We start from the raw sequence: 18518 nt of genomic DNA, 5'->3' as shown, positions 1-18518 counted from the left end.
GACGCCGCGAAACGTGAGGGACCGGCACTCCGAAGGAGCAATGCCATGACACTCGTTTTTATCGCGCCTGACAAGCTTTGTGTGAGCAAGACCAATATGCGCTACGGCCGAAAGGCGCCTGATGTCAGCGATATCCTGCCGACCGTCCGCAAGCGCGGCGTCATCCAGAGCCTGCTCGTGCGGCCCAGTTGCGAGGAGGGCCATTTCGAGATCGTCGCGGGTGCGCGGCGCTTCCATGCCGCGCGACTCGTCGCGCAGGAGACGGGCGAGGCCGAACTGCTGCCCTGCCGTGTCCTGTCCGAAACAGATGATGCCGCCGCCATCGAGGCGTCCATGATCGAGAACCTTGCCCGGCTCGATGCCGACGAGGTGACCCAGTGGGAAACCTTCACCCGGCTGGTGAAGGAGGGCCGCGAGGTGGACGACATCGCCGCGACCTTCGGGCTTCCCGACCTCACCATCCGCCGCGTCCTCGCGCTCGGCAATCTTCTGCCGCGCGTCCGCGATCTCTACCGCGCCGAGAAGATCGACCGCGCCACCGTCCGCCACCTGACCCTTGCCAGCAAGAGCCAGCAAAAGGCGTGGCTGGCGCTTCATGACGATCCCGACAGCTATGTGCCGACCGGGCACCAGTTGAAGGCATGGCTATTTGGCGGCCAGTCGATCCCGGCGCGCTTCGCCCTGTTCGATCTGGCGGAATATAAGGGCTCGACGGTTGCCGACCTGTTTGGCGAGGACTGCTATTTCGCGGATGCCGATGCCTTCTGGACCGCGCAGAACGCGGCGATCGAGGCGGCGAAGGAAACCTATCTGGATCAGGGCTGGAGCGATGTCGTCATCGTTCCTCCATCGGATCATTTCCATAGCTGGGAATATGAGAAGGCCGCCAAGCGCAGGGGAGGGCGCGTCTATGTCGATGTCCGGGCGACGGGCGAGGTCAGCTTCCACGAGGGCTATGTGACACGCAAGGAGGCGCGAAAGGTGGAGCGCGGCGAGGTGCCAGGCGGCGGCAAAGTCCAGCGCCCGGAACTTACATCAACGTTGCAGACCTATGTGGACCTGCACCGCCATGCCGCCGTGCGCGCCGCGCTTCTGGGTCATCCGGGCATGGCGCTGCGGCTCATGGTCGCCCACGCCATCGTCGGTTCGCTCCTCTGGACGGTACGGCCCGAACCGCAGTCAACGCGCAACGACGAAGTGCGCGAAAGCGTCGAACTGTCGCGGGGCGAGCCGCTGTTCGACGAGCGCCGCCGCGCCGTGCTGGACCTGCTCGGCTTCTCCCCGGAGGAGCCGACTGTCACGGGCGGCCATGGCGATGCTGTTTGGGAGGCACGCGACGCCCAGCAGGGGGTCGCGGGCGTTTTTCTGCGCCTGATCGCGCTGCCGGACCCGGCTCTCATGGACGTGATCGCGGTGGTAATGGGCGAGACATTGGCGGCGGGCAGCGCCGCCGTCGAGGCGGTCGGTGCCGAGATCGGCATCGACATGGCCGCATGGTGGCAGGCCGACGAGGCGCTCTTTTCCCTGCTGCGCGACCGTGAATTGCTCGGTCACATGGTAGCCGAGGTCGCGGGCGAGACGGTCGCGACAGCCAATGGCCAAGAGAAGGTCAAGACCTTGAAGCAGATCATTGCCGACCATCTTGCGGGTGCGGATGGGCGCACCAAGGTCGAGCGCTGGGTGCCGCGCTGGATGGCTTTTCCCCCGGGCGCCTATACCGAGCGGGGTGGCGTTGGCACCGTGGCTGCCCATGCCAAGGTCGTTGCCGCGCGCGACGTCATGGCCACGGCGACAGCCGGGGCGGGCGAGGAGCCGTTCGCCCAAGCGGCGTGAAGGTTGGCGGGCGGTGGAGCATACTGCCGCCCGCTGGCTGGCTGGCTGGAAATTCGCCGCGCGGCCTCGCCCGAGGGCTCGGCCGCGCGGGTTTTGTGTACTGGAAGCCGCGCTCTACCGGAGGCCCGGGCAGCTGATATTGTCTGTTCCATGGTCCAGGAGCGGCAGCGAACAGGTCTCGACGGGTTGTGCCCGGCCCGAATTCCTGGGCGAACAGGTGCGCAAGGAAGGCACCGACCGCCGTTTCCTCTAAGTTCGCATCGGCCCGTTGGCTGGTGATCCGGACTCGCCTTGATCCGCGCGGCAAGAAGATCGACAGCCATGATATCAGGCAGGAATTGCTGGATCCTGGACCACTGGGCGGCGTGATCATGACCATGGTTCGCGGCACCGGCTGCGATGGCAGCCAGGCTTTCGAAACGGTCGTGCCGATAAGCCGGAAGCGGTCGAGCGCCGGAGGGAGCCGGGGCAGGGCGAGCCGGAACGACCCGGATATTGCTCCCCTATTGTTCATCACTGCGAAGGAATCGCGTTTTTCCGATCCTGTCCGAGCTTCCCCCTGTGCAGGTGCGCATGCCGCACCGGCCTCTCTTTCATGGCAGGTCTGGCGTCGGCACGGCTTGTCCGCGCAACGGCTTCGCCGACTTTCTTCCCCGCCCTTACGGGCTTCCTCGCGAGGCAAGAAAGCCGGCTCCGGCCGTCCTTCGCTGACGCTTCGGCCTTGGGGTGCGCGGCGCCGCGCCGTCGCCTGATCGACTGCCATCGAGGCCGCATCGGGCGGCATTCGAGCAAGCAGAAGGAGACTTTCCATGGCACAGATCGGCAGCTTCACCCGCAACGAGGATGGCGTTTGCACTGGTGAAATCCGCACCCTCACTCTTCGCGTCAAGGCCACGATCCGGCCTGTCGAACGCGAGCATGACAAGGCTCCGGACCATCGCGTCAGCGCCGGTGGCGTCGAGTTCGGCGCGGGCTGGACCAAGGCGGCGCGCGAGACCGGCGCGGAATATCTGAGCCTCAAGCTCGACGATCCGTCCTTCCCCGCGCCCATCTACGCGACCCTCACCCAGGGCGACGAGGGCGAGCACAAGCTCATCTGGTCCCGCTGACATGACGAGGCTCCGCGCCAGATTCGGCGCGGAGCCTCTTTTCTCCCCGGGTGTCGAAAGCGTGGGAGTGGTTTTCGACACTGATGCCGGGATGTCCCTGTCCGCATCCTGGGTGCCGCGATCGCGCCGTTGCGATCCCGACAGACAGGAATGCGCCCCATGGACAGCGACGATGACATTGCCCGCGCGAACCGCGCGAAACGCGGTTCGCCCTTCCTCAACACCGATCAGGCCGCCGCCTACCTCAAAATCTCGAGCCGCCTCCTGAAACGTCTGCGCCGCGACGGCAAGGGACCGGTCTTTCGCCGCCACTGCCGTTTCGTCCAATATCATATCGATGATCTCGACAGCTGGTCCGCCGAGCATTCGGCGCGGGAGCTGGGCGCGTGAGCCGCCGTCGCAGCGCGGCCGGAGACGTTCCGCTGCTTGCCTGGGGCGAGACCCTGCGGACGGAAAAGCGGAAGCGCGTCCGGTTGCGCTGGCGCATCCTGTGCATTGGCGCTGGCACCATCCTCCTCCTCCTTTCCGCCGCGCTTCCGCCCACGCCGCGCCTCGTCTGGAATGCGAGCGCCAGCGCCCCGATCGGCCTTTACAGGGTAGATCCCGGCCCCCTGGTGGAGCCGGGCGACATGGTCATCGCTCGCGTGCCCAGGCGCTATCGACTGCTCGCTGCGTCGCGCCGCTACCTGCCCATGAACGTGCCGCTGGTGAAGCGCGCCGTGGCCTATGCGGGCGATACGGTCTGCGCGCTGGCTGAGGACATCTTCCTCAACGGGCGATGGATTGCGAGCCGCCGCGCGGCCGATGCCGCCGGTCTCCCGATGCCCTGGTGGAGCGGCTGCATGGTGCTGCGGGGGCGGCAGCTGTTCCTGCTGATGGACAGTCCGTCCTCGTTCGACGGCCGCTATTTCGGGCCGACGGAGGGTGGCGATGTCATCGGAAAGGCGACGCTCCTGTGGCGCCGTTGAAGCATGCCGCTATCCTGCTCGCGCTCGCCCTTGCGACGCCTGCCAAAGCTGAATCGGTCGCGACCTGGCAGCCCTATATCCGCGAGGCATCGTTGCGGTTCGGCATTCCCACCGCCTGGATCGAGCGGGTCATGCGCGCCGAAAGCGGTGGACAGACTCGCTGGAACGGCCGACCCATCCGCTCTTCCGCTGGTGCCATGGGCCTCATGCAACTCATGCCTGCAACCTGGACGGACATGCGCGTCCGGCTTGGACTTGGCAACGATCCCGACCAGCCCCGCGACAATATCCTGGCCGGCACATTCTACCTGCGGCTGATGTATGACCGGTTCGGATATCCCGGCCTGTTCGCCGCCTATAATGCGGGGCCTGGGCGTTATGCCGAACATCTTGCAGGCGGTCGGCCGCTGCCAGGCGAGACCATCGGCTATCTCGCAAGCGTGGCGCCGGAGCGGCAGATTGGCGGGGCCGGTGCGACGGCATCACCACTGGTCGAGCCCCTGTTCGCCATACAAAGAGGCGGCGGATTGCCACCGGCCGCCGCCGTCGGCGCGCCATCGCCAAGCCCGATCTTTGTCGCTCTGTCGCAGGGGAAGTGAGGTGATGTCGCATGTCCGGGAGAGGGTGGAGGCTCGTCTCGACAGACCCAGCATGACGGGTGGCGGAGCGCCTATCAAGGCCCGCGGGTGCCCCCCAATTTGCTGCGCAAATCGGTTCCCCCCACGGCCGCTTCGCGGCGCCGCGCTGCGCGCTGCGGCCCTGACAGCCGCCCCGCCACCCGTCTCCCGGACGCCGTTCTCGATGGTGAGGACGAAGCGCAAGGAGGTCATCATGGGCATGGTTCAGTGCATCGGAACGGCGTCGGACAGCGTCGTGGCAACGCTGGTAGCAGGACTTGAAATCGAGCTGGGACGCGGTGCGGGAGAAGCACTGGCGCAACGCTGCCTGGACGCGGAGGAGAGCGATTTCCTCTGGGATGCGCGCGGCGAGGAGCGTTGGCTGGGCTCCTATGAGGGCCTTGGCGAGGATGATCTGGAGCTCGACCGGATCGCGATCTGGGGTCGACTGGATGGCCGCTGGTTCATGGCCATCATGCTCGTGGATGGCGAGGGAATGCCACATGGAACGATCACAAAGCGCATTTGCCACAGCCGCGATATTGCTCGGAAGGCAATGGCCGATGCGCGCTGACGGCAGCATGAACGTCAGGGAGAGGCGGCCTCGGACCGACGTCGTCTCTCCCCTTTTTTCGAGCCGAAAATGGGTGGCGCTAGGGTATGCGTCTGGTCGCTGCACGTCAGGCGGCGGCGCGATGATTGAGCGCCCAGTTCCACGGCAGCAGTTCATTGAGTCGGTTCGCCGGATGGCCCTCGATCATGCGGGTGAGGACATCGCTCAGCCAGGCATAGGGTTCGACGCCGTTGAGCTTGGCCGTCTCGATCAGGGAGCAGATCACAGCCCAGCGATGACCACCGCCGTCGCTGCCCGCGAACAGATGATTCTTCCTTCCCAGAGCCACCGGACGGATCGCCCGTTCGACCGGATTGGTGTCGAGTTCGATACGGCCGTCGTCGATGAACCGCGTCAGAGCCGTCCACCGGCCGAGCGCATAGCGGATGGCATCGGCCAGCGTGCTGCGCGCGGGGACTTGGCCAAGTTGGGTTTCCAGCCAGCCTTTCATGGCGGCGAGATGCGGCTGGGCGAGCGCCCCCCGCCAAGCCATGCGCTGGGCCGGGGACTGGCCGCGCGCCTTCTTCTCCACCTCGTAGAGCGTGGCGATGCGGCGCAACGCCTCGGCCGCGATCGGCGAGCCCGTCTGCTGCTCTACGTCGTAGAACTTGCGCCGCGTATGCGCCCAGCAGGCTGCCAGCATCACGTCGGGTTGCGCGGCAACGCGCTCGAACCCGGCATAGCCATCGACGTGCAGTACGCCCTTGAAGTGCTGGAGATGCGTGATCGGCCGCTCCGCTTTGCGGTCAGGCGCGAACAGATAGACAGCGGCTGGTGGGGCGGGGCCGTTCCATCCGCGCTGCTCACGGGCATAGACCCAGAGGCGCCCGGCCTTGGTCTTTCCACGCCCCGGATCGAGCACTGGAACCGGCGTGTCATCGGCGAACAGATGGTCCGATGCGAACAGGTCCGCACACAGTTTCTCGTGCAAGGCTTCAAGCCACCAGCACGCGCCGCCGACCCATCCCGCGAGCGTCGAGCGGGCCAGATCGACGCCGTGGCGGGAGAAGATCTGAGATTGCCGGTAGAGCGGCGTGTGGTCGCAATATTTGGCGATCAGCACCTGCGCAAGCAGCGCGGGTGTCGCCAGCCCGCCCGCGATCGGGCGCTCTGGTGCGGCGGCTTGGCGCACCGTTCCACACGCCCGGCAGGCATATTTGGGCCGTGTGATCCGCACGACACGAAGCTGCGCGGGCACCCAGTCGAGCATCTCGCTGACGCTCTCACCGATACCGTGCAGCGCGCCGCCGCAGCCCGGACAGGCATCGTGGTTGGTGTCGATCAGCACGTCCTCGCGCGGCAGATGATCGGGCAAGGGCTTGCGATGTGGGCGCGGTTCGGCGGCCGTGTCGAGGATTACCGGACGGCTCTCCTCGATACGGCCGATGTCGGCATCGAGGTCTTCCAGGCCGAGCGCAAGCTGGTCGGGATCGAGGCGTTCGGACCTGCGCCCGAACTGCATCCGCTGAAGCTTCTTGATGATCGCCTGGAGCCGCCCGATCTCATCTTCGCGGTGCTCGACGACGGCCGCCATGTCCCGCACCAGCTGGTGCAGAAGCGCCGTATCGGACGGCAGATTATCGAGATCGAGCCGCATGCCCGATGCTACCAGAACGGACATGTAAGCCCAAGCATTTACGGCGGATTCCAGCGGTTTTTAGCCCGCTTTTATGGGGCGCCACACACGCTCGGGATGGCGCCAGTCGATACCTTCCAGCAGCATCGCAAGCTGCGCCGGCGACAACGGGATCGTCTCGCCCGGTACCGTCATGCGGGGCCATACGAAGCGTCCGCGATCGATTCTCTTGGTGAACAGGCACAGCCCGGTGCCATCCCAGAACAGCAGCTTCACCATGTTCGATCGTCTACCCCGGAAGGCGAAGACATGGCCGCAAAAGGGGTCCTTCTTCAACGTCTCCTGCACCAGCGTCGCCAGACCATCGAGACCTTTGCGCATATCGGTGACGCCGAGCGCCATATGCACTTTCACGTTCGATGGGACGATCATCATGGGCGCGCCTCCCGCTCGGCGACCGTGCGCTGGACGTCATCGGGATCGGCATCAAGGGGCGCGAACACCCGCCGCCCATCGGCCAGATCGACCTCCTTCATACCTGCAGGGCAGGGCAACACGCCTGTCAGCAGCGATGCCTCACGAGCGTTCGACGACATGCGGCTTTCGACCACCTGCACCGGCACCAGCTTCGTCGGCTTCTCATGGCCAAGGCCGAACTGGTCGCGCCAGCGGAACAGCACACTGGTCGAGATTCCATGCCGCCGCCCGACCGAGGAGATGGTCTCGCCATGACGCTCGGCCTCCAGCAGCAGCGCGATCTTTTCCTCCATCGAGAAGCGCCTTCGCCGTGCCCGTCCGGGTGGTTCGGCGGCGGCTTCGATATCAGCTGTCAAGGCCTGGATGCGCTCGGATTCCTTAGTCCTAGTGCTTATATTTGTGCTTATCGGCGGCCGCGCCGACGGGTGCAGAAGCGCGCGCCAGTCGATTATGATCTCCTCCGCCTCGATCAGATTACGCCACCGTTTGAGGCTGTAGGGCGACAGCCGCAGCGCCGACGAATAGTCGCGCAGATGCAGTCCGGACCACTGCCAGGCTTCCACATGCATCGCCCAGAACGCCTGTGTCGCCTGCCGCCGCTTGTCCGGCGAGGCCGGTGTAAATCTACGCTTCCAGCGCTGTCTTTCCTCGGATTTCTGAGCTTCCCACTCTTCGATCTCGAACTGCCAGGCCTTGAAGTCGCTGCGTGTCAGGCCTTGCTGGCGGCAATAGGCAGACGCCGAAAGACCGCTCTCCCGCCATGCCTTGATATGCACCGACCACCAAGCCCGCTTCGCCCTGTTGCTGAATATCCGCCGCGGCATCGACCCACCTCCCAACCGGAAAGACGATCACATGGGACTTCATGGAAGAGGGGAACAACGTGCGAACATCGGACGGTTACCGATAGGGGATAAGGGGAAACAAGATAAAGGCAGTGTCTCGCGACGCGGCTTAAGTGCTTGTCTGCACATCCTTTTTTCACGAGACCGCACCCTGACTTTGAGAAACAGGACGGGCGGGAACGGCGGTAATCCGGCAGTTTCTGGCCGAATTCGCGAGATGGGGCAGCGTTACCATGTCTGACGATGACCTCACCCCCAGGCTCGGCAGGATGCGGAGCAATGATGGCAAGCGCACCGTCAAATATGGCGGGCGCATCCTTGCGGCGACGCGGCTGGCTGGTAACAAGACCGGCAAAAGGTCGCGGCGTTTCGATGGCAGCCGGATCGGCCGGGGCGCAAGCATGGGACGGCTTCTCGCCAGTCGCGACCGGTTGGGCGGCTTCCGTGGACGCCGCGCGGTGGTGAAGGCGAGCCTCATCCGGCTCGGTGGCAAGGCTGGTCAGGCAGCCCGCGCCCATATGCGCTACATCCAGCGCGACGGCGTCACGCGCGAGGGCTTGCCGGGGGAGCTCTATGGTCCGGCGACCGACCGCGCGGATGGCGACGATTTCCTGAAGCGCACGGCTGGTGATCGCCACCAGTTCCGCTTCATAATCTCTGCAGAAGATGGGGCAGAATATCCCGACCTCAAGCCCTATGTCCGGCGGCTCATGACTCAGGTCGAACAGGACCTCGGCACCAAGCTCGACTGGGTCGCGGTCGATCACTTCAACACCGAACGCCCGCACACCCATATCGTGCTGCGCGGCGTCGATGATCGCGGCGACAATCTGATCATTGCGCGGGAGTATATTTCTCATGGGCTACGGGAGCGGGCGTCCGAACTGGTGACGCTCGACCTGGGGCCGCGGACCGATCACGAAATCGAAGCCCGCCTGCGCCATGATGTCGATCAGGAGCGGCTGACCGCGATTGACCGTCGCCTGCTGCGGAGGATGGATGCCGATCGGATCGTATCGCCCGCCCACAACGAGCCTTTCCAGCAATCGGTGGAGGCCGGTCGGCTTCGCAAATTGAAGGCGATGGAACTTGCCGAAGATATCGGCGGCGGGCGCTACCGTCTTGCCGACGGGATGGAAGATACGCTCCGTCGCATGGGCGAACGCGGTGACATTATCCGCCTCATGCAGCGCGAACTCACGGCACGTCGGCTGGACCGACCCGGCGTCGAGCAGGTGATAACGACAGAGGTACGCGAACCCGTTATTGGCCGGTTGATCCATAGAGGCTTCTCCGACGAGCATCGCGACCGTCATTATGCGATGCTCGACGGTGTCGATGGCCGGGTCCATTATATAGACATTGGCCGGGGCGATGGTGTGCCGTCGGTTCCAGAGAATGCGACCGTGCGGATAGAGTCGGCGAGGGCGAGCGTTATGCAGGCGGATCGTACCGTCGATGCTGTCGCTCGCGCCAACGGTGGACGCTATTCGGTCGATCTTCACCTGGCACATGATCGCCAAGCCAGCGAAGCTTATGCCGCGAGCCATGTCCGGCGGCTGGAAGCTATGCGGCGGGCGGGGGCCGGGCCGGAGCGATCGGAGGATGGGAGCTGGGTCATTCCCGACGATCACCTCGCCCGTGCCGAGGCCTATGCCCAGCGGCAGCAACGTGACCGGCCTGTGGCGGTATTGATCCTCTCGCGAACACCTGTTGCCGACCTCCCAATAAAGGAGGCGCCGACCTGGCTCGATCGCGAACTGGCATCAGGTACGCCGAGCGCTGTTCGCGATGCGGGCTTTGGTCGCGAAGTGCGCGACGCAATGTCGGCCAGGCGTCAATGGCTCGTCGAACAGCAATTGGCGATAGGTGAAGGAGCGGCGTTCCGCTTGCGGAGCGAGGCGATGGAAGAATTAGGCCAGCGCGAACTGCGCGATTCCGGAGACAAGCTAGCACGGCAACTCGGCAAGCCCTTCACATCGTCTCGAAACGGAGACCGGATCGAAGGTGTGATCGCCCGGCGCGTTGACCTTGAAAGCGGCTCTCACGCGCTGATCGAACGATCACGGGACTTCACGCTGGTGCCGTGGCGTGACGTACTCGAGCGAAACATCGGCAAGGCGGCCACCGGCATTCTGAGGTCCGACGGCATCAACTGGCAGCTCGGACGTGGTCGGGCCGACCGATCAATTTCGTGATTCAGCCCGAGGTGTTCTCAAGCGCATCGTGGCTATTCCTAGCTGATCTTGCTTTTTAGGCGTCGATGGGCAACTTCATTTATCGCTGGTCGGTGCTGGGACAGTTCCATGCGAAATCGCCAAGTTCGGGCAGATATGCTAAGAAAACCTCAGTATCACAGCGAAATACATGTCGGGGGCACAATGACTTTCAACGATGATATATCACCTACTGAGAAGGCGCGGCAACGGCTGGCTACAGCCTGTGTGTGCTGCGGTGGGGATGATCTGGCAAGTTCGCCGGCTATTCTGATGCCCTTTGTGGCTGACCGGGCCTTCGGTTGGATTCCTGTGGTGATAGACGATAGTTGGGGATTGAAAACTATCCAGAATGGAAATGCTTATTCCATCTGCAAGTCGCTGCGATGCCGTCAGTGTGAACATTTGTTCTGTGATATCCGCTTCTCGGAAGAAGAGATGGACGCCATTTATGCGGGATATCGCGAAGAAGCCTATGTGATGCTACGGGAACATTATGAACCTGGCTATCACGAACGCAACGCCGCGCTGGTAGAAGTCGTCCCATACAAAGCGGAAATGGAGAAATTCTTGGCGCCTCACGTCAGCGATCCCCTGACGGTGCTGGATTGGGGAGGCGACACGGGAGCAAACACGCCTTTCGAAAACCGGCGCGTCAGCCTCGACATCTTTGATATCAGTGGCAAGGAGGTAGATGGCGACGCCAAGGCGGTCACACGGGAACAGGCAACGTCATCCAAATATCGCTTGATCGTTTGTTCGCAGATCTTGGAACATATTCCCTATCCCTCTGACCTTTTACTTGTCGTTCGAGAAGCAATGGACGAGGGATCAGTTCTTTACATAGAAGTGCCTTATGAAGAGATTATGCGGCGTGACGTCGAAGGGCGGGAAAAGGAAAAGCGACATTGGCATGAGCATGTAAATTTCTACTCACCATCGTCAATGGCCGCCCTGCTTAAGAATTGCGGTCTGAAGGTCGTAGATACAAACATTCTTATGACGGAAGTTGCGGGGAGCAAGGTACATATCCTGCAGGCGGCCTGCCGATTGGCCTGAGGTAACAGGTAGCTTGGCGGTATCGAGAGGGCTCTCCCGGAATCCCTTTAGGTGTGCCTGTGCGGGAAGGCGTAAATGACGGTTCCGAATGTGTTGAACTCGTGAACTCTCAAGTGAAATTCATATCCCAGGTCCCATGATTCAATCAGTTCAGCAATACTGAACAGGTGATCTGGTGTATGATACACCGATAGGAGTAGATTAGGTCTCTGCTCTGCAATGATTTTTTTCATGCCCTTCAGAGTCTCGATTTCTGCTCCTTCGACATCCATTTTGATGAGGTTCACCTGTTCGCCGCCAAGAATCTCATCAACGGCCACGCACTGAACAACGGCAGTGCCGGCCTCGCTCAACTGGCTCGCCATTGATCCCTCGCTTGAGAATTTCAGCTGGCGGGTTGTTGACCAAGTACCTAGCGGCAGGCAAATCTGCCGCTCGATTGGGAAATTACGCGATGCGAGCAGGGCGAAATTGTTCGGGTCAGGCTCGAAAGCGATGAAGCTGGCTATGTCGTAACCAGCCTTCAGAAATTTGTGGATAGCGACGCCAGTAAATGCACCGCAGTCGATGATCTTCAACGGCTCTGCAAAACGGGGCAGATCACCGGGGGTATATTCATCTTCCAGGCTCGGCGAGGGGCAGTCGGCAATGTTTCCGCTCTGGCGGTATGCCAGAATGGCGTCGAAGAGGTCGCGGCTGGTCTCGTCCGCAAGCAGGCTGCGCATTCGGGCGAAGTCCGCTTTATGATCCGCATAGCTGAAGTCTGGATCAAGCCAATAGCCCGGCCGCGTTCGTCCGTTAACGATCAGTTGGGGCAAATTGACTGGGGTCAGTATGTGGGCGGCACCGGCACTATCAAGCTCGGCGTGAAGTCGATTGATGTCCACATAATGATTATGCAAACCAACCATGATGGTTTTGCCGAGAAGTCGGCCGTCCACGGCATCCTCAAGAGCCAGAACCGGGATCTCGCGATAGCTTTGACCACGCTTGCCCCGATCAAGTATGAATTCTATGTCCCATCCTCCAGCCAGCAAATCATCGGCGATGGACTGACCTACGGATCCCAGCCCGTAAAGGATGAGACTGCCCTGTCTTTCGGGGTTGTCAGAGCGAGGCATGATCGACGTCCTCTCTGCCTACGGCTGGCTGCGTCAGCGGGGCTTTCAGGGCGCCGGGTGCGAATACATGGCGGCGCAAAACCATGAAATTGATGATCGAGGTGACCAACGTGGCCAGTAACCCTGCGATATAGGGCGACGCGATGACCGTGGCGGCGAGTGCAAGGCTGGTAAGGCCGACGAGATAGTTCAGCAGGTAGGAGAGCAGAAAGCGAAGCTTCGAGGCAGGTGCGGTTTGAAAGACGTGCCGACTGTAGGTAAAATAATTGAAGATCACCCCTATGATGTGCCCAGTGATCTGGGCAACGTACATCTGCAGGCCGATCAACAGCAGCAACGCATAAACGCTGTAACCGAACAGTGTGTTGACTGCCCCAACCATATAATAGCGCCAGACCCGCGGTATCGACGCAGAAGAAAGGGAGGCCATGGGTCAGTCCTGGAGAGCGAAGTTGACGCGCTCCCGCTCGATAACGAGCGGCATTCCCCGGGTTCGATCGGAAATCAGGCGGATCTGAACACCGAGGATGCCGAGGAACAGAAACAGGAGTCCGAATTGAAATTCCAGCAGCGCGGCGAACAGCCACATTCTGGGATTTTGCGCCCAAGCGATCGACCATGCCGCACCCAACATGCTGACCATCGTTGCCGCAAAGGCAATGAAGCTGAAGTATAGGGGCGCTCGGAGCAGACCCTTCGAAGAGTAGGCGAGGGCGGACAGTGCGAAATCGAGAAGCGCGAAAAAGCCGTTTTTGGAGCGGCCGGCGGCACGATCCGGCCGCTTGAATGTCACCGTTTCAATTGAATAGCCTGTTTCCACTAGCAGGCCGCGAACGAAAGGTTCGGGCTCATTCAGCTCTGCGATCGCGCGAATCACCTTCGCATCGTAGATACCGAAGCCCGTGGCATTGGGGATGATCGGGTAATCGCCGAACTTGCGCTGCAGATCGTAGGACAGCTTCCGCAAGCTTGAGTAGACGGGTGAGCTTTTTTTCGTCTCGCTGACGCCCAGAACGATCTCCGTTCCCGCTCGCCAGCGGCTGACGAGTTCGGGAATGAGTTCGGGCGGATCCTGGAAGTCAGCGGCGATGCCGATGATGGCGCGACCTTTGGCTTGGAAAAGCGCGTGGGCAGGGGACCGCAACTGACCGAAGTTGCGTGTGTTGATAATTAGTCGAATCCTGGCATTGCCTGCACACATGGCCCGGACAATGGCTACCGTCCCGTCGGTGGAGCCGTTGTCGATGAAAATGATCTCAAAGCTGTCGGTCAGTGTCTCCAGTTGCTCGATCACGGCGTTCGCAATCGCTGCTGCATTCTCCTCCTCATTCAGGCAGGGAATGACGACCGAAAGCTCAGGTGTCGCGGAGGGCTTAAGCATGAGTATCCTGCAGGGGTTCGGGAAGAGCGTCGCCTTTCAAGAAGGCGATGGTTTCACTGATCTGCTCGGCCAGCGGCACCCCTTCTATGCCGTAGCGGTCGAGCAGGCGCTGGTAGGCGCGGTCGTCGCCAAGATAGATGTCCGCACGACTGACGCCGATAAGAGGACGCTTGACGGAGCAGTGCATTGAGGATGCGATCATGGAGGCAAGTTCTCCCAGTTCGACATCCTGTCCGCCGCTGTCGAATTGCTTCACTCCACGGGCCTGATCGAGCAGCAGTGCGAAGGCCAGCGACATGAGCTCACGTATCGCAACATAGCCACGCCGCACTTCATGACGTGCTTTCATGATCACCGGTCCGCCCGCCAGGGCGTCAAGAATGAACGATGAAAGCGCATAGCTCGGCAGTTTGTTGATGTGCGGACCAGACAGATTAAAGATCCGCGCTATGATGAGCCTTCTGTCCCGGACCTCAGACCAGGTCGTGAAGGCCGCTTCGTCTTCCCGCTTAAGCTCGCCATATAGCCGCATGGCGGGCGTGGCGAGCCGATCATCTGCGAAGTGGGCCGCCCCCGAAGAGGCAAGAAATGCCGCCTGCACGCTGATGGGGTCGAGCGCGTCGAGCACCAATTGGCGGATCGCCTGATTGGCGGAACGGTAATCTGACTCGCGCATGGCCTCAGCACGGTCTTTCGTCAGAAAGGCGAAATGGAGCAGTATCGTTGGATGGCGGGAGAGGTTGGCCAGCTCAACCAGCGGCCGCTGGGTCACAATTCGAGTGCTGGACAGGTGCACATCTGCCTCAGTTGATCCAAAGCAGAAGACCCGCTCAGCAAATTGCTCCCTAAGTGCGTCGTGCAGCAGTTCCAATGTCGAGCGTCCCAGCCATCCGCTTGCGCCGGTCAGGACGACGCGGTGCTCGCTCTGCCGCAATGCCGCTGCAACGTGAGCGGTAAACTTCACCTTCGCCCAGACCTTTCTACGCGGCCCCGCGTTTCGAGAAGAAAGGCGCACGCTCTTCCTTGAGCAACCGCACAAGGTCAGAAAAATGGCTGAACTCCTCATGCGGGTCAGCCGTGAATTGTTCGGTGGCGTAGCCGTAAGTCACAAAGGCGAAACGGATACCCGTTGCCTTAGCCAAGGCATGATCGATTTCGCTGTCGCCGACATAAAGGCACTCGCGGACGCTGGTCCCGAGCTGCGCCATGACAAGTTCCATCAGATCAGGCGCTGGCTTGGCCATGCGATCGGGAGAACTTCCGACAACGACAGGAAAATGCGCGTTGAGGTTCAGATCGGCGATTACCTTCTCGCAAAGCTGCTGTGGCTTGTTGGAACAAATCGCCAACCTGTATCCATGCTCAGTGAGCTCCCGCACGCCCCCGGCAACGCCTTCGTACAGGGATTCCAGAGGCGTAGGGCATAGGGCGTAACGCGCGCGAAAGTCGGCAACTTCCTGTCGCAGATCGCCACATTCCTGCGCGAGAACACCGCCGACAAGGGCAGGGCCGCCCAAACTTGCAAACTGCCGGACCTCGGAAAGCCCTATGGAGCGCGAACTGCCGCGTTCTCGCAGCATGTCGTTCAGAATTTCCACGAATACAGGCGCGCTATCGACGAGCGTGCCATCGAGATCGAAGATGATGTTCTGTACCTGACTCATTATTCGGGTACCCGTAAAGCTTCGGCCAGTTCATCCCTTGGAAGGAAGGGGGCAAGATCGTGCAGCGGGGCGGTCACCATGCTGCCGTCTTCCAGGCGGCGCGATGACACCTTCGGCGCGAAATTCTGACCTTTGTCGATGAAGATTTCGCAGATGGCGGCACCAGGGGCCGCGAAAGTTTCTGCGATGGCTCGGGACATGTCGCTATGTTCGGACGTGCGGGTATAGGCAAAGCCGAAGGCTTGCGCGACCTTGCCGAAATCGGGAAAGGTAACGCCTGAGTCCGGCCCGCAACCGACGGAATGACCGTCAAAATAGGCCTGTTGCGTCTGCCGGATGGAGTGATAGCCGGAATTGTTATAAAGGAAGATCTTCGCTGGAATGCCTTGGCCGATGATCGTCTGCAACTCCTGCAGATTTTGCATGATGCTTCCATCACCCGCCAAGCAGATGATCCGCTTGGAAGAGGGTGGCATCCCATGCCAGGCGCCGATCGTCGCCGGCAAGTCATAGCCCATCGAGGCTGCGCCAGAATTGGAATAAAGCCGCTGGCCCTGTTTGAGCTTCGCAGCCTGCACGGTCACCACGGCCGCAGTCGCATCGGCCATCACGATGACTTCGTCAGGTTCGAGCGCTTCGAACAGCGTTTCCGTGAAGCAATAGGGATTCACTACTCCTTGCGTATCCCAATATTCAGGAAGGACAGCAGGGTAGCGCTGTCGGCGTTCCATGGCCCAGTTGATGTAGGTGCGGTGGGAAGTAGGCGCCTCATATCCGTCCAGCGCCTTGATTAACGCTGGGATGAAAGTCCGCAGATCGGCATGAATGGGCATGTCGATCGACAGGGTCGGCTTGAACAGTTCGGGCGCATCGACATCGACCATGATTTTCTTCGCATCGGGAGCGAAGCCGGCATAGTTGTAGCTGATCTGGCGAATGTTGAGCCGACAGCCCAGCACAAGCAAAAGATCGCTGCACTGGACGGCGAAATTGCCTGATCGATCGCCCACGGTTCCGGGGCGGCCAACATATAGCGGGTGATCGTCCGGCACGAGATCCTGGGCGTTCCAGGCCGGAGCCACGGCGATACCGAGCTTGTCGGCCAGTTCGAGGAAGGGCTCGTACATGCCGGAGATGCGGATACCCGTGCCCGGCATCAGGACTGGACGGCGGGCCTGGCGAATGGCAGCAATCACGTCCTGCGCAGCTCGATCGAGTGCGGCGTCCTTCAGCCACCCATACTCACCAGGAATAGCGTAATCTTGGCCATAGCCCTCGGCGGCCGGATCAAAGCCGCGAAGCTTCGTTGGTTCGATCAGCGACGATTGAATATCGATGGGGATGTCGAGCCACACCGGCCCAGGGCGACCGCTCTCGGCCAGCCAGAGCGCCTTTTCGAGCAGATATCGGATGTCGAGCGGGCTTGAGACCGTTACCGCGAATTTGGTGATCGATTTCACCATGTCGCTGATGTCGGCTTCCTGATCGCCCAGCTGACGCACGAGCACCGTAGCATTGTGCCGAAGCGTCTCTCGCTTCACTTGCCCTGACAGTACGAGCATGGGGATAGAATCGGTATAGGCGCCATGAACACCATTGAGCGCGTTGATTCCGCCTGGGCCCGTCGTCACATTGACTGCTGCCATGCGGCCGGAAAGGCGGGCATAGCTTTCAGCGGCCATGGCTGCCGCCTGCTCATGATGGCAACAGACATATTGCAGGCCCTCGGCCCGACCAAGCGCGTCGTTGAGGTGCATGGCGCCGCCGCCGGTCAGCATGAATACATGGCGGATGCCATGCTCGGCGATGCGTTGGGCGACATAGTCAGCCAGCCGCACGCGGGCCGCGCCGACCGGCTCCTGGCGTAGTTCGAAGTCGGTGGATCGCTCCATGGCGCGCATCAGGACGCGATCGCGGTACGTGCTGTTGAGATATCGAGCCCACGATCAATGATCAGAGCGTTCAGCGCTGGATCGCGAAGTCCCGGTGCATCCACATTCTGGATGTCAAGCGGGGCATTGGCGACGATGGGACCAGTCAGGCGCTCGCCTCCCGCGAATTCACGCGTGGACAGCTGCCCCTTGAGCAAAGGAACGGCGAAAAACACGTCATCCATCGTCAGGACCTCTCCGGCCGCCAGATCGCGCTTGGCATAGACGCCCCGCACCAATGCATCGAGATACCGGCGCTCGCCTTCCGGCACGGCACGCCGCCCAGCGGAGCCGCCACCACACATTTCTTGCGCCTTTTTCATGGCGCGGAACCAGGTGTTGGCCTGTTCGGGCTTGGTGCAATAGGGGCTGACCGGCACGCCCTCATAGTCGATATCGATATGGCGCTCGAAGGTGCGGGCGCCCTTCCCATAGGCGATTAACGTCGAATCCCACCAATCGCGATACTCATGGGTCGAATAGCCGATAGTGATGCCGGGATAGCGCGCTTTCAGAAAATCGATCTGATCGAGCTCGAGGTCGCCATCCTCGGACGGGTAAAGCGAGACGCAGTGATTGAGCGCGAAGGGGATATTCCGCGAGGTGAAGAAGGCGACGAGATCATCGATATGTTCAAGGCTGGCGCCGCCGGTTGATGCAATCACAGGCAGGCCGGTTGAGGCCATTTTAGCCAGCAGGGTCTTGTCGCGGACGTCAGAGCTGGCGATCTTGAGGATCTCGACACCGAATTCGACACATTTGTCCACTGAGACTTCATCAAAGGGCGTGACCATGGTAACCATGCCACAGTCGCGCACAGTCTCTACCATCAGCCGCAGATTCTCCCACGACATCTGTGTATCGAGCGTCTTCTTGACGTAGCGGATATCGGCCCGATCGCGAAAATCCGGGTGGATGAAATTGTCCACATCGCGGAACTGAAGCTTGATGGCGGCGTGTACATTGTTGAACTTCACCACGCGGGAGAAATCGCGGATGATCTTCAGTCCGCGCTCCAGCTTGCCCCAGTGATTATTGGCCAGTTCGAGAACGAACAGGTCGTTGAAAATGGACTCAGTCACGCAAATTTCCCCCGCGCCGAGCGACT

General features: G+C 61.4%; 18 protein-coding genes. 8 read left to right on the top strand and 10 right to left on the bottom strand.

All coding sequences use genetic code 11. The features are described 5' to 3' along the window. Positions 1-45 precede the first annotated feature (45 nt). The 6 genes from ACZ5U1_RS07805 to ACZ5U1_RS07780 all read left to right on the top strand — a co-directional run bounded on the left by ACZ5U1_RS07805 (position 46) and on the right by ACZ5U1_RS07780 (position 5101). Entirely contained in the window at positions 46-1833 is a 1788-nt protein-coding gene (locus tag ACZ5U1_RS07805) for a ParB/RepB/Spo0J family partition protein (RefSeq protein ID WP_464777912.1), read from the top strand. Positions 1834-2642: 809 nt separating this feature from the next. Further along, positions 2643-2942, top strand: a complete 300-nt coding sequence (locus ACZ5U1_RS07800; protein WP_464777911.1) for a DUF736 domain-containing protein — start codon at positions 2643-2645, stop codon at positions 2940-2942. A 159-nt stretch (positions 2943-3101) separates the two neighbouring features. Then, a complete protein-coding gene (locus ACZ5U1_RS07795; RefSeq protein WP_464777910.1) occupies positions 3102-3332 on the top strand; it encodes a helix-turn-helix domain-containing protein in 231 nt (76 codons plus the stop codon). Further along, the gene (locus ACZ5U1_RS07790) at positions 3329-3910 is read left to right on the top strand and encodes a S26 family signal peptidase (protein WP_464777909.1); all 582 of its coding nucleotides are present in this window, start codon (positions 3329-3331) and stop codon (positions 3908-3910) included. The genes ACZ5U1_RS07795 and ACZ5U1_RS07790 overlap by 4 nt, the downstream gene beginning before the upstream one ends. Further along, a complete protein-coding gene (locus ACZ5U1_RS07785; protein WP_464777908.1) occupies positions 3898-4509 on the top strand; it encodes a lytic transglycosylase domain-containing protein in 612 nt (203 codons plus the stop codon). The genes ACZ5U1_RS07790 and ACZ5U1_RS07785 overlap by 13 nt, the downstream gene beginning before the upstream one ends. 232 nt (positions 4510-4741) lie before the next feature. After that, positions 4742-5101, top strand: coding sequence for a hypothetical protein (locus tag ACZ5U1_RS07780; RefSeq protein ID WP_464777907.1), 360 nt, complete (start codon positions 4742-4744; stop codon positions 5099-5101). 106 nt (positions 5102-5207) lie between these two features. Here ACZ5U1_RS07780 and tnpC read toward each other — a convergent pair whose 3' ends face one another. From tnpC to tnpA, 3 genes are read right to left on the bottom strand one after another with little or no spacing between them, the layout of a single operon-like run. Next, positions 5208-6737: an IS66 family transposase gene (gene tnpC / locus ACZ5U1_RS07775; RefSeq protein WP_464779994.1), complete on the bottom strand. Its 1530-nt coding sequence runs from the start codon at positions 6735-6737 to the stop codon at positions 5208-5210. Positions 6738-6797: 60 nt separating this feature from the next. Next, positions 6798-7151, bottom strand: a complete 354-nt coding sequence (gene tnpB / locus ACZ5U1_RS07770; protein ID WP_464777906.1) for an IS66 family insertion sequence element accessory protein TnpB — start codon at positions 7149-7151, stop codon at positions 6798-6800. Then, a complete protein-coding gene (gene tnpA, locus ACZ5U1_RS07765) occupies positions 7148-8017 on the bottom strand; it encodes an IS66 family insertion sequence element accessory protein TnpA (RefSeq protein ID WP_464777905.1) in 870 nt (289 codons plus the stop codon). The genes tnpB and tnpA overlap by 4 nt, the downstream gene beginning before the upstream one ends. 254 nt (positions 8018-8271) lie before the next feature. Between tnpA and rlxS the strand changes: the two genes are divergently transcribed. Both rlxS and ACZ5U1_RS07755 read left to right on the top strand, forming a co-directional pair. Next, the gene (gene rlxS, locus ACZ5U1_RS07760) at positions 8272-10236 is read left to right on the top strand and encodes a relaxase/mobilization nuclease RlxS (RefSeq protein ID WP_464777904.1); all 1965 of its coding nucleotides are present in this window, start codon (positions 8272-8274) and stop codon (positions 10234-10236) included. Positions 10237-10419: 183 nt separating this feature from the next. Further along, the gene (locus ACZ5U1_RS07755; RefSeq protein WP_464777903.1) at positions 10420-11313 is read left to right on the top strand and encodes a class I SAM-dependent methyltransferase; all 894 of its coding nucleotides are present in this window, start codon (positions 10420-10422) and stop codon (positions 11311-11313) included. Between the two features lie 47 nt (positions 11314-11360). Here the strand turns inward: ACZ5U1_RS07755 and ACZ5U1_RS07750 are convergent, their stop codons facing one another. From ACZ5U1_RS07750 to ACZ5U1_RS07720, 7 genes are read right to left on the bottom strand one after another with little or no spacing between them, the layout of a single operon-like run. After that, complete coding sequence (locus ACZ5U1_RS07750; RefSeq protein WP_464777902.1) at positions 11361-12434, bottom strand: FkbM family methyltransferase; 1074 nt, start codon at positions 12432-12434, stop codon at positions 11361-11363. After that, positions 12421-12864, bottom strand: a complete 444-nt coding sequence (locus ACZ5U1_RS07745) for a GtrA family protein (protein WP_464777901.1) — start codon at positions 12862-12864, stop codon at positions 12421-12423. The genes ACZ5U1_RS07750 and ACZ5U1_RS07745 overlap by 14 nt, the downstream gene beginning before the upstream one ends. 3 nt (positions 12865-12867) lie before the next feature. Next, positions 12868-13815, bottom strand: coding sequence for a glycosyltransferase family 2 protein (locus ACZ5U1_RS07740; RefSeq protein WP_464777900.1), 948 nt, complete (start codon positions 13813-13815; stop codon positions 12868-12870). Beyond that, complete coding sequence (locus ACZ5U1_RS07735; protein ID WP_464777899.1) at positions 13808-14779, bottom strand: NAD-dependent epimerase/dehydratase family protein; 972 nt, start codon at positions 14777-14779, stop codon at positions 13808-13810. Before ACZ5U1_RS07735 ends, ACZ5U1_RS07740 begins: the two co-directional genes overlap by 8 nt. Positions 14780-14795: 16 nt before the next feature. Next, the gene (locus ACZ5U1_RS07730) at positions 14796-15479 is read right to left on the bottom strand and encodes an HAD family hydrolase (protein WP_464777898.1); all 684 of its coding nucleotides are present in this window, start codon (positions 15477-15479) and stop codon (positions 14796-14798) included. Further along, positions 15479-17380, bottom strand: a complete 1902-nt coding sequence (locus ACZ5U1_RS07725) for a thiamine pyrophosphate-binding protein (protein ID WP_464777897.1) — start codon at positions 17378-17380, stop codon at positions 15479-15481. The genes ACZ5U1_RS07730 and ACZ5U1_RS07725 overlap by 1 nt, the downstream gene beginning before the upstream one ends. Continuing rightward, positions 17380-18492 carry an N-acetylneuraminate synthase family protein gene (locus ACZ5U1_RS07720; protein WP_464777896.1) on the bottom strand — a complete coding sequence of 371 codons (1113 nt, stop codon included), beginning with the start codon at positions 18490-18492 and terminating at the stop codon, positions 17380-17382. The genes ACZ5U1_RS07725 and ACZ5U1_RS07720 overlap by 1 nt, the downstream gene beginning before the upstream one ends. Positions 18493-18518: the final 26 nt, after the last annotated feature.

It is taken from the genome of Sphingobium sp. TomTYG72 (assembly GCF_055394715.1).
This window is presented reverse-complemented; position numbering and strand designations above follow the sequence as displayed.

What these genes read in the sequence shown, in the direction of transcription:
- ACZ5U1_RS07805 (WP_464777912.1), top strand. Translation starts at nt 46, where the DNA reads ATGACACTCGTTTTTATCGCGCCTGACAAGCTTTGTGTGAGCAAGACC.
- ACZ5U1_RS07800 (WP_464777911.1), top strand. Translation starts at nt 2,643, where the DNA reads ATGGCACAGATCGGCAGCTTCACCCGCAACGAGGATGGCGTTTGCACT.
- ACZ5U1_RS07795 (WP_464777910.1), top strand. Translation starts at nt 3,102, where the DNA reads ATGGACAGCGACGATGACATTGCCCGCGCGAACCGCGCGAAACGCGGT.
- ACZ5U1_RS07780 (WP_464777907.1), top strand. Translation starts at nt 4,742, where the DNA reads ATGGGCATGGTTCAGTGCATCGGAACGGCGTCGGACAGCGTCGTGGCA.
- tnpC (WP_464779994.1), bottom strand. Translation starts at nt 6,737, where the DNA reads ATGCGGCTCGATCTCGATAATCTGCCGTCCGATACGGCGCTTCTGCAC.
- tnpB (WP_464777906.1), bottom strand. Translation starts at nt 7,151, where the DNA reads ATGATGATCGTCCCATCGAACGTGAAAGTGCATATGGCGCTCGGCGTC.
- tnpA (WP_464777905.1), bottom strand. Translation starts at nt 8,017, where the DNA reads ATGCCGCGGCGGATATTCAGCAACAGGGCGAAGCGGGCTTGGTGGTCG.
- rlxS (WP_464777904.1), top strand. Translation starts at nt 8,272, where the DNA reads ATGTCTGACGATGACCTCACCCCCAGGCTCGGCAGGATGCGGAGCAAT.
- ACZ5U1_RS07755 (WP_464777903.1), top strand. Translation starts at nt 10,420, where the DNA reads ATGACTTTCAACGATGATATATCACCTACTGAGAAGGCGCGGCAACGG.
- ACZ5U1_RS07750 (WP_464777902.1), bottom strand. Translation starts at nt 12,434, where the DNA reads ATGCCTCGCTCTGACAACCCCGAAAGACAGGGCAGTCTCATCCTTTAC.
- ACZ5U1_RS07745 (WP_464777901.1), bottom strand. Translation starts at nt 12,864, where the DNA reads ATGGCCTCCCTTTCTTCTGCGTCGATACCGCGGGTCTGGCGCTATTAT.
- ACZ5U1_RS07740 (WP_464777900.1), bottom strand. Translation starts at nt 13,815, where the DNA reads ATGCTTAAGCCCTCCGCGACACCTGAGCTTTCGGTCGTCATTCCCTGC.
- ACZ5U1_RS07730 (WP_464777898.1), bottom strand. Translation starts at nt 15,479, where the DNA reads ATGAGTCAGGTACAGAACATCATCTTCGATCTCGATGGCACGCTCGTC.
- ACZ5U1_RS07725 (WP_464777897.1), bottom strand. Translation starts at nt 17,380, where the DNA reads ATGCGCGCCATGGAGCGATCCACCGACTTCGAACTACGCCAGGAGCCG.